10 protein-coding genes are annotated in these 13,429 nt (G+C 64.0%); 9 read left to right on the top strand and 1 reads right to left on the bottom strand.

Going from position 1 to position 13,429, the window contains the following annotated elements:
* Positions 1-452 precede the first annotated feature (452 nt).
* The 5 genes from mnmE to ACYG9V_RS04305 all read left to right on the top strand — a co-directional run bounded on the left by mnmE (position 453) and on the right by ACYG9V_RS04305 (position 6,425).
* Positions 453-1,775: a tRNA uridine-5-carboxymethylaminomethyl(34) synthesis GTPase MnmE gene (gene mnmE, locus ACYG9V_RS04325; protein WP_023827720.1), complete on the top strand. Its 1,323-nt coding sequence runs from the start codon at positions 453-455 to the stop codon at positions 1,773-1,775.
* Between the two features lie 330 nt (positions 1,776-2,105).
* Positions 2,106-3,980 carry a tRNA uridine-5-carboxymethylaminomethyl(34) synthesis enzyme MnmG gene (gene mnmG / locus ACYG9V_RS04320; protein ID WP_352764650.1) on the top strand — a complete coding sequence of 625 codons (1,875 nt, stop codon included), beginning with the start codon at positions 2,106-2,108 and terminating at the stop codon, positions 3,978-3,980.
* Positions 3,977-4,609, top strand: a complete 633-nt coding sequence (gene rsmG, locus ACYG9V_RS04315; protein WP_023710319.1) for a 16S rRNA (guanine(527)-N(7))-methyltransferase RsmG — start codon at positions 3,977-3,979, stop codon at positions 4,607-4,609. Before mnmG ends, rsmG begins: the two co-directional genes overlap by 4 nt.
* Positions 4,610-4,674: 65 nt before the next feature.
* Complete coding sequence (locus ACYG9V_RS04310) at positions 4,675-5,472, top strand: ParA family protein (protein WP_023672118.1); 798 nt, start codon at positions 4,675-4,677, stop codon at positions 5,470-5,472.
* A 62-nt stretch (positions 5,473-5,534) separates the two neighbouring features.
* Positions 5,535-6,425: a ParB/RepB/Spo0J family partition protein gene (locus ACYG9V_RS04305; RefSeq protein ID WP_023710318.1), complete on the top strand. Its 891-nt coding sequence runs from the start codon at positions 5,535-5,537 to the stop codon at positions 6,423-6,425.
* A gap of 267 nt (positions 6,426-6,692) precedes the next feature.
* Here ACYG9V_RS04305 and holA read toward each other — a convergent pair whose 3' ends face one another.
* Positions 6,693-7,736, bottom strand: a complete 1,044-nt coding sequence (gene holA, locus ACYG9V_RS04300; RefSeq protein ID WP_352764648.1) for a DNA polymerase III subunit delta — start codon at positions 7,734-7,736, stop codon at positions 6,693-6,695.
* Between the two features lie 181 nt (positions 7,737-7,917).
* Between holA and ACYG9V_RS04295 the strand changes: the two genes are divergently transcribed.
* From ACYG9V_RS04295 to ACYG9V_RS04280, 4 genes are all read left to right on the top strand, one after another.
* The gene (locus ACYG9V_RS04295; RefSeq protein ID WP_023826017.1) at positions 7,918-9,108 is read left to right on the top strand and encodes an integrase core domain-containing protein; all 1,191 of its coding nucleotides are present in this window, start codon (positions 7,918-7,920) and stop codon (positions 9,106-9,108) included.
* A 471-nt stretch (positions 9,109-9,579) separates the two neighbouring features.
* Positions 9,580-10,812: a 3-methyl-2-oxobutanoate dehydrogenase (2-methylpropanoyl-transferring) subunit alpha gene (locus ACYG9V_RS04290; protein WP_352765804.1), complete on the top strand. Its 1,233-nt coding sequence runs from the start codon at positions 9,580-9,582 to the stop codon at positions 10,810-10,812.
* 2 nt (positions 10,813-10,814) lie between these two features.
* Positions 10,815-11,828 (top strand): alpha-ketoacid dehydrogenase subunit beta, encoded by a 1,014-nt coding sequence (locus ACYG9V_RS04285; protein ID WP_023672171.1) that lies wholly within the window; start codon positions 10,815-10,817, stop codon positions 11,826-11,828.
* A 2-nt stretch (positions 11,829-11,830) separates the two neighbouring features.
* Positions 11,831-13,234: a dihydrolipoamide acetyltransferase family protein gene (locus ACYG9V_RS04280; protein WP_352765803.1), complete on the top strand. Its 1,404-nt coding sequence runs from the start codon at positions 11,831-11,833 to the stop codon at positions 13,232-13,234.
* Positions 13,235-13,429 lie beyond the last annotated feature (195 nt).

Raw genomic sequence — 13,429 nt, 5'->3', positions numbered from 1 at the left:
AGCAGCGGCTCGGTTCCTACGGAATCCGTCGCCACCGGCATGATAGCGGTGCATAGCCCCGGTCTGCCGTCGGCGGCCGGATGCCACTGGCCAATGTTAAGTCGATTCGCATCCGTTCCAATCGGGCGACGATTGGCGTGACGCGGGTCGGGATTTCCGATTCGCAACCGGAACGAGGCTTTCCCTGTGGGGAGATGGGCTCCAGCTTCACGGTTCCGGGCCAGGAACAGGTGTTAACGATGCCGGCCAGCCGTAGGGCTTGCTGGCCCGCCCAGAACTGCTTGGCGTCGGGATTAGGACCCGCCTGCTCGCACATGGATGACAAGGCGGCTATACAGATTTGGTAATCCGGTCGCTCTCGCGATCGACCTTGATATTGACGGACAGCCGGTTCATGACGGCCGCGACACTGTGGGATTGTTGACACCTAGGCGACCGGTGAGAACGGGCAAATGATTTCGGGCGATTCGATCGTTGCGCTTTCCAGCGGGCGCCTGCCCGCCGGCATCGCTGTCATCCGCATTTCCGGACCGAGGACTCGATTCGTTGTCGAAACGGTGGCTGGTGGCACGGTCAAGGACCGGTGTGCGACCCTGCGCAAGCTCCGAACGGTGGACGGGTCGCTTATCGACAACGGCCTGGTGCTGTTTTTTCCTGGGCCGAACAGTTTTACCGGCGAGGATGTCGCCGAGTTCCACGTCCATGGCGGCCGCGCCGTCGCCGGCAAGATGCTGGAGATCGTCGCCGGCTTTGACGGCCTGCGTCATGCGGAGCCTGGGGAATTTACGCGCCGGGCTCTTCTCAACGGCAAGCTGGATCTGGTCGAGACGGAGGCGTTGGCCGATCTGGTCAACGCCGAAACCGAAGCGCAGCGGCGCTTTGCCGTGCAGAATGCCGAAGGAGTGCAAAGCGAACTCTATCTTGGCTGGCGCCATCGCCTGATCCATGCACGGGCCATGATCGAGGCGGAAATCGACTTCGCCGACGAAGACGACGTGCCCGGTTCCGTTTCGGACACGGTTTGGTCCGATGTGCGCGCAATGGTGGGGGAGATCGGCCGGCATGTCGATGGCTTCCATGCCGCCGAGATCATCCGTGACGGGTTTGAGGTTGTCATCCTCGGTGCACCCAACGCCGGCAAATCCAGCCTGTTCAACGCGCTGGCCAGGCGTGAGGCGGCGATTGTTACCGACGAGCCCGGCACGACGCGGGACTTGCTCGAAGTGGTGCTGGATGTCCACGGAGTGCGGGTCAGGGTAACCGACACCGCGGGCCTGCGCGAGGCGCCCGGCAAGATCGAAGCGATCGGTATCGAAAAGGCGCGGGCCAAGGCGCACACGGCCGACCTGGTGCTGTTGCTGGAAGATCTGGCGGACCCGAGTGCGATCGGCAACATGCCTGTCGAGGCCCCGGCTTTGAGAATCGGCACCAAGGTCGATCTCTTGAAAGGTTCGCCGCGATTGGAGGCGTATGATGCGTTGATCTCGACGGTGGACGGCACTGGGTTGGCTGAACTCCTGGCCGAGATCGGCAGGCGCGCCGCGGCTGCTATCGGCGATGCCGGTGACATCCTGCCGTCTCGGTTGCGGCATGTGGAGCTGCTCAATGAGACCAGGCGCTTTCTGATCTCGGCTTTGTCGGGGCAAGAGCGCGGCCAGGAGCTGCGGGCGGAGGAGCTGCGTCTTGCGGCGGACCGGCTCGGCCGGATTGTCGGCGCGGTAGAAGTCGAGGACCTGCTGGACGTAATCTTTTCGCAGTTTTGCATTGGAAAGTGACTCACGTGAAACAGGGGGGCGCGCTGTGTGAGTGACTCACGTGAAACACAGGGGGCCGCCCTAGTGCGTTTCACGTGAAGCGAGACGTTTAACAAAAGGGCAACTGGCCGAAAGCCTGCACCGCCCCTCATTGTCCCCGTTCATGGGGAGAAGATGCCGGCAGGTAGATAAGGGCCAGCGCCAACCGAGGCTTCGCTGCTTCCATGACTCACGTGAAACACCTCTGCGGCTTTCAGCACTCCGTTCCCCGTGAACGAATCAACCTGCAATCCTTGACAGCGTCCTCTCGTGGGGACATGTGTCGGGAAATCTCTGAATCTGGAAGGGACAATGATCGATCACTATGATGTGGTTGTGGTGGGCGGTGGCCATGCCGGGTGCGAGGCTGCGAGCGCTGCCGCCCGCGCCGGTGCCAGGACCGCGCTGATCACGCTGCGCTTCGACACGGTCGGTGTCATGTCCTGCAATCCGGCGATCGGCGGCCTCGGGAAGGGCCATCTGGTGCGTGAGATCGACGCCATGGACGGGCTGATGGGCCGCATCGCCGATGCTGCCGGCATCCAATTCCGCCTGCTCAATCGCCGCAAAGGCCCTGCCGTGCGCGGGCCGCGCACGCAGGCCGACCGCAAGCTTTACCGGCTGGCCATGCAGGAAGCGATTCGGCAGCAGAACGGTCTCGACGTCGTCGAAGGCGAAGTCTTGGATTTCGAGATCGAAGAAGGACGGATCGCCGCTGTGCTCCTGGCCGACGGGCGCCGGTTGGCGTGCGGTGCAGTCGTCCTGACCACCGGCACTTTTCTGCGCGGTCTTATTCACATTGGCGACAAGAAGATTGTCGCCGGGCGGATGAACGAGCAAGCGAGCCTTGGCCTGTCGGCGACGATGAGCCGCGCCGGTTTCGCGCTTGGACGGCTGAAGACCGGCACGCCGCCGCGGCTCGATGGCCGCACCATCGACTGGGCGTCGCTGGAAAGCCAGGCGGCCGACGAACATCCAGTACCGTTCTCGCTGCTCACCGACACAATCAAGAATCCGCAAATCCATTGCGGCATCACGCGTACGACGCCGGCGACGCACGCGCTGATCCGCGCCAATATCGGCCGCTCCGCCATGTATTCCGGCTCGATCGAAGGCGTAGGTCCACGTTACTGCCCGTCGATCGAAGACAAGATCGTCAAGTTCGGCGATCGAGAAGGTCATCAGATATTCCTGGAGCCGGAAGGGCTGGACGATGACACCGTCTACCCCAATGGCATCTCGACCTCCCTGCCCGAAGACGTCCAGCTCGACATTCTGAAGACGATCCCGGGCCTGGAACGCGCGACCATGCTGCAGCCCGGCTACGCCATCGAATATGACCACGTCGATCCGCGCGAGCTCGAGCCGACGCTTGAGACCAAACGTATTGCGGGGCTTTTCCTCGCCGGTCAGATCAACGGCACCACCGGTTATGAAGAAGCCGGCGCGCAGGGCCTGCTCGCCGGGCTCAACGCCGCGCGCAAGGCGGCGGCCGACGACCAAATCGTGCTCAGCCGCACCGAAGCCTATATCGGAGTGATGGTCGACGACCTCACCAGCCGCGGCATTGCCGAGCCCTACCGCATGTTCACTTCGCGGGCGGAGTTTCGCCTATCGCTGCGCGCCGACAATGCCGATGAAAGGCTTACGCCTCTGGCAAATCGGCTTGGTATCGTGTCGCCGGAGCGAACGCGGCGGTTCAATGAAGTCACACAGGATCTTGATAGGGCGCGAAAACTCGCAATTGCGACGACGATGACGCCCAACGAAGCGGCGCGGCATGGGCTGGAGATCAACAGGGACGGCGTGCGCCGCTCCGCTTATGAATTGCTCGCTCATCCCGGCGTCGATATAGCCTGGCTGGCCCGTGTTGCGCCGGCCTTTGGCGCAATCGACGTCAAAACCGCTGAGCGGCTCGAAACGGAAGCGAAATATTCGGTTTACCTTGATCGCCAGCAGGCGGATGTCGGACAGATCCGCCGCGAGGAAAGCCGGTTGATCCCGGCGTCGGTGGATTTCGCCGATGTTCCCGGCCTGTCCAATGAGCTGAAGCAGAAGATGCTAACGCGTCAGCCGCGTTCGATCGCTGACGCGCAGCGTATGGAAGGCATGACGCCGGCGGCGCTGGCAATCATCGTCGCGCACGTCCGCAACGCTGAATCGGCCGCGCAAAGGGCCGTTGCGTGAGCGCTGCCTCATGGGCGAGCCTGCAAGAGGCCGCGGGACCGGTTTCACGTGAAACATTCGATCGGTTGGTGAAGTTCGAACAGTTGTTCCTGAAATGGAACCGCAGCATCAATCTGGCCGCGCCGTCGACGCTGGACGACGTCTGGGGCCGCCACATTCTGGATAGCGCGCAACTGGCGCGAATCGCACCGCAGGCCAAACGCTGGGCCGATCTCGGTTCGGGCGGCGGTTTTCCGGGCCTAGTGCTGGCTTTCCTGCTGGTCGAGCGCGATGGCGCGTCGATCGATCTGGTCGAGAGCAACCGCAAGAAAGCGTCGTTTTTACAGGCGGTCATTGGCCAGTTCGGTTTGCCGGCACGGGTCGTCGCCCGGCGCATCGACGACAGCTATGCGCTTGTTTCCGAACCGGAAATCATCACGGCGCGGGCGCTGGCCGCGCTGCCGGCGCTGCTCGATCTGTCGGCGCCGTGGCTGACCAAGGGATCGCGGGCGCTGTTCCACAAAGGCCGGGATTACCGCTCCGAGGTGGAAGAAAGCACTCACCGCTGGGCTTTCGATCTGGTAGAACATCCGAGCATGACCGACGCCCATGGCGTCATCCTCGAAGTGACCGATCTGCAGACTGCGTAAGCTCTCCTTCGCAACCTTGGCGACGCAATGAATACCTGGCCCACATGAATACCTGGCACAGACCCATGAAAACCGGACCTCGCATCATCACCGTCGCCAACCAGAAGGGCGGCGTCGGCAAGACAACCACCGCCATCAATCTGGCCACGGCGCTGGCCGCGATCGGCGAAAAGGTGCTGATCGTCGATCTCGACCCGCAAGGCAATGCCTCGACGGGTCTCGGTATCGACCGCAAGGACCGCACCGTCTCCTCCTACGATGTGCTGACCGGCGAACTGGGCCTGGAAGAGGCCGCCATTCCAACGGCGGTGCCCGGCCTGTCGATCGTGCCGTCGACGCTCGATCTGCTCGGCATCGAGATGGAAATCGCCTCGGCGCCGGATCGGGTGCTTAAGCTGCGCAACGCGCTGCGCGCCGCCACCGAGCGTGGTGCGCCGTTCGGCTATGTGCTGATCGACTGCCCGCCCTCGCTCAACCTTTTGACTTTGAATTCAATGGCGGCAGCCGATTCTGTTCTTGTGCCGCTGCAGTGCGAGTTCTTCGCGCTGGAAGGGCTAAGCCAACTCCTGGAAACGGTGGAGCAGGTGCGCCGTTCGATCAATCCGGACCTGATCATCCAGGGCATCGTGCTGACCATGTATGACGGCCGCAACAACCTCGCCAACCAGGTGGTGCAGGACGTGCGGGCACACATGGGCGACAAGGTCTACGAGACCATCATTCCTAGGAATGTGCGAGTGTCCGAGGCGCCGTCCTATGGCAAGCCGGCGATTCTCTACGACCTGAAATGCTCCGGCAGCCAAGCCTATCTGCAATTGGCATCCGAAGTGATCCGCCGCGAGCGAAAATTGCGCGCTGCATGATTAGGCAGGGTCGATAAACAAAGCCGATCCGGCACTGAAACGATCAAGAATCTGGAATTGAGATGAGCGAAGACCTTTCGAGAAAGAGACTGGGGCGTGGACTGGCGGCGCTGATCGGGGAGATCGACCGCCCGGTGGCAGCGGCCGAAAAGCCGGGCCTGAATGCCGACGGCAAGGTGCCGATCGAGTTTCTGAGCCCGAACCCGAAAAACCCGCGCCGGCATTTCGGCGACGCCGACCTCACCGATCTCGCGCAGTCGATCCGCGAGCATGGCGTGGTGCAGCCGGTGGTGGCGCGGCCTTCGCCGACGCAGGCCGGGCGCTACGAAATCATCGCCGGCGAGCGGCGCTGGCGCGCGGCCCAGCGAGCCGGGCTGACCGAGATCCCGATCATCGTGCGCGACGTCAACGACCGCACAGCGCTGGAACTGGCGATCATAGAAAACGTCCAACGCACCGATCTCAACCCGGTCGAGGAGGCGCTCGGCTACCAGCAATTGATCGACGACCACGGCTACACACAGGCCGACCTCGGCAATGTAATCGGCAAGAGCCGCAGCCACGTCGCCAACACGCTCAGGCTGTTGAAGCTGCCCGACGTGATCCGCGACATGCTGGTCGACGGCGCGCTGTCGGCCGGCCATGCCCGGACGCTGGTGACGGCGCAGGATCCCGCCGGGCTAGCCAAGCAGATCGTCGAAGAAGGGCTTTCGGTGCGCCAGGCCGAGGCGCTGGCGCAGATGCCGGCGGGCGGTACGCCGCCCAAGGCAAAACCAGCACACGGCGCATCGGGCAAGGATGCCGACACGCTGGCGCTGGAAAGGCTGATGACCAACACGATCGGCATGATCGTGACCATCGAGCACAAGGGCAAGGGCGGCGCGATCCGCGTGGACTACCGCAGCCTGGAGCAACTGGATGAGCTGTGCCGGCGGTTGAAGGACGAGCGGTAGAGGGTTGAGGTTGCGCCATATTTAGCCGGCGAATGAAGTTCTGGCTTAGGATGAAGGGCTGGCGGTGCCGGCCCTTCTTTTTATTGGCGATTGCCGAAGGGATCGAACTGCTGATCTCCCCCCTTGAGGGGGAGATGGCCGGCAGGCCAGAAGGGGTCGTCTCGCATCAAGCGCCGACCTCGTTTGTCGTTGCGAAAGGCGCCAGCGCTCCACGCGCGGCGACTCCCTCTGTCGCCTTTGGCGACATCTCCCCCTCAAGGGGGGAGATCACCGCTGCGCCAGCCTCGCGCTCTCCACCGCAATGCCGAGCAGCGCCTGCCGTGCCAGCGCTTCCGACAAATCCGGCCTGCGCCTGGTCTGCAGCACGGCCGATTGCAGCCGGTTCAGCGCGCGGCTGAGCGCCTCGACGTTCCAGCGCTCCAGCGCCTTCTCCACCAGCTTGCGCCGCGAGAAAAACACCGGCGGACGGGCGCCGGCCATGGCCGAGGCGGCGTTGCGGCCGGCGGTGTCCATCTGGCCGCGCATGACCTGAAGCTGCTGCAGCTGCCGCATCGCCGAGGACAGCACCAGGAAAGGATGGCCGCCGGACAGGCAGTGGCGGGTGAAGGCGGTGTCGAAGTCACCGATCTTGCCTTCCAGCACAGCATCGACCGCGTCGTCGAAGGAGGCGCCGGAGACGTCGCCGGACATCGCCCTGACGTCATCGAGGCCAATGTCCTTCTGGCCGTGGGCGTAAAGCACCAGCTTTTCGATTTCACCGCGTGAGGCCAACCGGTCGCCGCCGAGATTGCGGCGCAGCGCCTGGCGTGCGTCGAGCGCCATCGACATGCCGGCCTTGCGCAACTCGTCGTCGATGACGCTGTCGATGTCGCGGGCTTCATCGGCGTAGCAAGGCAGCGCCATGGCGGTGTCGGCGGCCTCGACGATCGCGCGCAGTCCGACGCCCTTTTTCAGGTCGCCGGCCTCGATGAGAATGATGGCGTCGCGCGCGGGCTCCGCGGTCAGCGCCTTGACGTCGTCGGCCAGGGCCTTCTGGCCGCTGGCATTTCGCACCCACAGAAGCCGCCGGTCGGAGAACATCGGCACGGTGCGGGCTTCGTCGAGCAGCCGGCCCTGGTCGCGATCGACCTCCGCGCCATCGAGCCGGACGACTGAGAACGGATCGTCGAGCGACAGGCCGGTTTTCGCGGCAAAGGCTTTGGCCCGCTCGGCGACCAAGCCGCGGTCGGGACCGTAAAGCAGGACGATCGATATGCGCGCGTCAGGCTTCGCCAGCCACGAATCGACCTCGTATCCTTTTTTCTGCGCCATGGAGGGTGGTTAGCATGATGCGGTCGCTGAGTGAACGTTCTCCAAAGCGTTCGAGACCTTGGCGCCCTTCCTCTCCCTCCGGAGGGGGGAGAGGTGGCTCGGCTGTCCGAACCGGATAGATAGGTAACAGAATGGACCGATAGCATGGGTGACAGTTTTCTTGTCCGCCGGAGGACCGGCGATGGTTTGGCGAGAGACTGGCATCATGGACGAGCGGCTACGGTTTGTTGTGGAGTGTCTTTCTGGGGATGAGACGATGGTTGCGCTTTGTGCGGCCTACGGGATCTCACGCAAGAACGGCTACAAATGGCTAGGACGCTATCGGACGTTTGGGCCTGAGGGTTTGCACGACCTGCCGCGAGCCCCGCTCAATCATGGCCGTGCGACAGCTCAGGATCTGGTTGAGCGGATTGTGGCGGCCAAGGAGCTGCATCCGCTTTGGGGTCCAAAGAAGATCGTGGCACGGCTCAGGCGCACGGCTCCCGAGTTCATGTGGCCTTCAGCCTCGACGGTCGGCGCGATCCTTGCGCGGCATGGGCTTGTCCGCGCCCGCAAGCGACCCCGCCTGCGGGCCTGCGGCAATGGACCCTGGCCACAGCCGCAAGAACCGAACGCGGTGTGGACTGGCGATCACAAGGGCTGGTTCCGGACCCGCGACGGCTGGCGTTGCGAACCCTTGACGGTGATGGATGCGTCGAGCCGCTATCTTCTGGCGCTCGAAGCGACGGGGTCGACGGCCGATAGCGAAGCCTGGCCGGTGTTCGAACGGCTGTTTGAAGAGCATGGCCTGCCGGATCGCTTCAGAAGCGACAATGGCCCGCCCTTCGCATCGGCCGGCGTCACCGGGCTGACGCCGCTTGTCGTGCGCTTCATCAAGCTCGGCATCACCTTGGAGCGGATCGCACCCGGCAGGCCACAGCAGAACGGACGTCACGAGCGCTTTCACCTGACCATGCTGCCGATGGCCGAGGCACCGGAAGCCGACCGAACGGCACAGGGCCAGGCCTTCGAGACCTTCCGCCACAGCTACAATGAGGAACGTCCCCATGAGGCGCTGGGCATGGATACGCCCGCCCAGCACTACCGGTCCTCACAGCGCGCCATGCCCAGGACACCACCCGAGCCCGTCTATCCGGCCGAGGCCTCGGTCCGCCGCGTGCGCCACAATGGCGAGATCCGATGGAATGGCGGCTTCATATATGTCTCGCAAGCGCTGGCGGGCGAACCGGTCGCTGCGTTGGAGACCGAAGACGGACAATGGACACTCTCATTCCATGCCCACCCGCTCGGCATCATCGACACACGGCACATGAAGCTTGTCCGCCGCAGCGCCGCGCCAACCAATCCGCTTGGCGCTGCGGCCGACGCATAGGGGGAGAGAAGTGTCACCTATGTATCCGGTTCAAAGTGTTACCCATCTATCGGCTGGACACGGCGAAGCCGAGACGGAGTGGGGGAGCCACGTGGCAATCGCCGCGAACGGACAAAGGAAGGGCACTATCTCAAGCATTGCCTAGGGCCCAAGGGTCGACCCCCACTCCGTCGAGCTTCGCTCGACACCTCTCCCCCGATCACGGGGAGAGGAAAGCGCGAGTTCGCGGACCTTGGTGCTTCATCTCTCCCGGATGCCGTGAAGTGACTATCTGCCGGAAATCCTGCAAAACTTTGCGCCTAATTGCGCGCTGCTCCCCAACATCGACAAGAAATTTCGCAGACATATCTGCATCTTGGGGTCGCCTGCCGGCCGTGACGCCGGATGGGTTGCGGCGCCCCATGAATTGGCGCTGTGCCGGGCGCGCGGATGTGCAAATATCGACGCCAGGCAAATGGGAGGACCATGGTCATGACCGATGCTGGGATGTTGCGGTTTCATGTGCCGGAGCCGGAAGTGCGGCCGGGCGGAACGCCCGACTTCTCCAACGTGCCGATCCCCAAGGCCGGCTCGGTGCCGCGACCGGACATCGATGTCGATCCGCGCACCATCCGCGACATGGCGTTTTCGATCATCCGTGTGCTCAACCGCACCGGTGAGGCGGTCGGGCCGTGGGCCGGGCTGCTCACCGACGAGGAGCTGCTCGAGGGGTTGCGCCACATGATGACGCTGCGCAGCTTCGATGCGCGCATGCAGATGGCGCAGCGCCAGGGCAAGACCTCGTTCTACATGCAGCATCTGGGCGAAGAGGCGGTGAGCTGCGCTTTCCGCAAGGCGCTGATGCCGGGCGACATGAATTTCCCGACCTATCGGCAAGCCGGCCTGCTCATAGCCGGCGGCTATCCGATGGTCACGATGATGAACCAGATCTATTCCAACGAGGCCGATCCGCTCAAAGGGCGGCAATTGCCGATCATGTATTCGTCGAAGGAGCACGGCTTCTTCTCGATCTCCGGCAATCTGGCGACGCAATACATCCAGGCGGTCGGCTGGGCGATGGCTTCCGCTATCAGCAACGATTCGAAAATCGCGGCGGCGTGGATCGGCGACGGCTCGACGGCCGAATCCGATTTCCATTCCGCACTGGTGTTCGCCTCGACCTACAAGGCGCCGGTCATCCTCAATGTCGTCAACAACCAGTGGGCGATCTCGACGTTTCAAGGCATTGCGCGCGGCGGTTCCGGCACCTTTGCCGCGCGCGGCCTCGGCTTCGGCATTCCGGCGCTGCGCGTCGACGGCAATGATTATCTCGCCGTGCATGCCGTGGCCAAATGGGCGGCGGAGCGGGCGCGGCAGAATCTCGGGCCGACGCTGATCGAATATGTCACCTACCGTGCCGGCGCGCATTCGAGCTCGGACGACCCGTCTGCCTACCGGCCGAAAACCGAATCCGACGCCTGGCCGCTCGGCGATCCGGTGATGCGGCTGAAGAACCATCTGATCCTGCGCAGGGTCTGGTCGGATGAGCGCCATGCCCAGGCGGAGGCCGAAATTCTGGAGACGGTGATCGCGGCGCAGAAGGAAGCTGAAAGCCACGGCACGCTGCATGCCGGCGGCAAGCCGTCGACGCGTGAAATGTTCGAGGGCGTATTCGCCGAGATGCCGCCGCATCTCAGACGTCAGCGCCAGCAGGCGGGAGTCTGACCATGCCGAGACGAACCATGATCGAGGCGATCCGCGACGCCATGGACGTGTCGATGGCGCGCGACGAACGCGTCATCGTCTATGGCGAGGACGTCGGTTTCTTCGGCGGGGTTTTTCGCTGCACGGCAGGCCTGCAAGCGAAGTACGGCAAGACCCGCTGCTTCGATGCGCCGATCAACGAATCCGGCATTGTCGGCTCCGCCATCGGCATGGCCGCCTATGGGCTGAAGCCATGCGTGGAAATTCAGTTTGCCGACTACATGTACCCGGCTTACGACCAGCTGACGCAGGAAGCAGCACGCCTGCGCTATCGCTCGAACGGCGATTTCACCTGCCCGATCGTTGTCCGCATGCCGACCGGCGGCGGCATTTTTGGCGGCCAGACGCACAGCCAGAGCCCGGAAGCGCTGTTCACCCATGTGTCGGGGCTGAAGACGGTGGTGCCGTCCAATCCTCATGATGCCAAGGGGCTGCTGATCGCGGCGATCGAGGATCCCGATCCGGTGATTTTTCTGGAGCCGAAGCGGCTCTATAACGGACCGTTCGATGGCCATCACGACCGACCGGTGACGCCATGGTCGAAGCATGAACTGGGCGAGGTCGCCGACGGCCATTACACGGTGCCGCTCGGCAAGGCGGCGATCCGCCGGGCGGGCTCGGCCGTCACCGTGCTCGCCTACGGCACCATGGTCTATGTCGCGCAGGCGGCCGTGGAAGAAACCGGCATCGATGCCGAGATCATCGATTTGCGGACCCTGCTGCCGCTCGATCTCGACGCGATAGTCGCTTCGGTGAAGAAGACCGGACGCTGCGTCGTCGTGCACGAGGCGACACTGACCTCCGGCTTCGGCGCCGAGCTGTCGGCGCTGGTGCAGGAAAATTGTTTCTACCATCTTGAAGCGCCGGTGGCGCGCGTCACCGGTTGGGACACGCCCTACCCGCATGCGCAGGAATGGGATTATTTCCCGGGGCCGGCCCGTGTCGGCCGCGCGCTTCTCGAAACCATGGGAGCCTAGGGATGGGCGAACACATCATCAAGCTGCCGGATGTCGGTGAAGGCGTCGCCGAGGCCGAACTTGTGGAGTGGCACGTCAAGGTCGGCGACCTCGTGCGCGAGGACTCGGTGCTTGCCGCCGTGATGACCGACAAGGCGACGGTGGAAATACCTTCGCCGGTCGATGGCGAGATTCTGTGGCTGGGCGCCGAGATCGGCGACACGGTGGCGATCGGCTCGCCGATCGTGCGGCTGAAAGTGGCGGGGGAGGGCAATGTCGCCGAAGGCTCGAAATCGTCAGAGGTCACGGCGGCACCGACCCCCACCCCTGCCGGGGCGAGCCACGGGTCTCGCCCGTCCTCCGGACCCCCACAAGAGGGAGGCGTTTCGGCCACGAAATCCGACGCCAAGTCGCCACCACCTGCACCAGCAGCCAAAAGCGCACGGGCAGCTGAGACTGAATCCCCCTCCCCCTTGTGGGGAGGGGCCAGGGGTGGGGGTGCTGCGCCGACATCTAAAGGTGCGGCACCCTCCGGCGCGCCGCGCCCGGAGGGCGAAAAGCCCCTGGCGTCGCCCGCCATCCGGCTCAGGGCGAAGGAGGCGGGGATCGATCTGCGCCAGGTGTCGGGTACCGGCCCTGCCGGCCGCATCAGCCACGAAGATATCGAGGCCTTTCTCGCGCGCGGGCCGCAGGTGGCGAAGGCGTCGGGTCTGGCGCGCAATGACAGCGTCGAGGATATCAAGGTCATCGGACTGCGGCGCAAGATCGCCGAAAAAATGTCGCTGGCGAAGTCACGCATCCCGCACATCACCTATGTCGAGGAGATCGACGTCACAGCACTTGAGGAGTTGCGCGCGGCGCTCAACAAGGAAAAGCGCAAGGGTGTGGAGAGGCCGAAGCTGACGCTGCTGCCGTTCCTGATGCGGGCGATGGTCAAGGCGATTGCCGACCAGCCCAACATCAACGCGCTGTTCGACGACGAGGCCGGCATCATCCATCAGCATGGCGGCATCCATATCGGCATTGCCGCGCAGACGCCGTCGGGCCTGGTGGTGCCGGTGGTCAAGCATGCCGAGGCGCGCGACCTCTGGGATTGCGCGGCCGAGCTCAACCGCCTGGCCGAAGCGGCGAAGTCCGGCACGGCCAGCCGCGACGAGCTGTCGGGATCGACCATCACCATCACCTCGCTCGGCGCCATGGGCGGCGTGGCGACGACGCCGGTCATCAATCATCCTGAGGTGGCGATCGTCGGCGTCAACAAGATGATGGTGCGGCCGGTCTGGGACGGCACCCAGTTCATCCCGCGCAAGATGATGAACCTGTCATCGAGCTTCGATCACCGGGTGGTCGACGGCTGGGATGCGGCGGTGTTTGTGCAGCGCATCAAGGCGCTGATTGAGACGCCAGCGCTGATATTTGTGGATTGAGGGGCGGAACGACCGAGATGACGGCGGGACAGCACCCCCTCTGCCTTGCCAGGCATCTCCCCCACAAGGGGGGAGATTGGACGTCACGCAGGGTTTCGCCAATCTCCATCGTTGCAGGAATGAGCGAAGCGAAGAAGCTGCTGATCTCCCCCCTCGTGGGGGAGATGTCCGGCAGGACAGAGGGGGGCGCGAAGG

The sequence above is a fragment of the Mesorhizobium sp. W016 genome (assembly GCF_054719485.1).
Note: the sequence above shows the minus strand (reverse complement) of the source record. Positions and strands in the feature narration are given on the sequence as shown.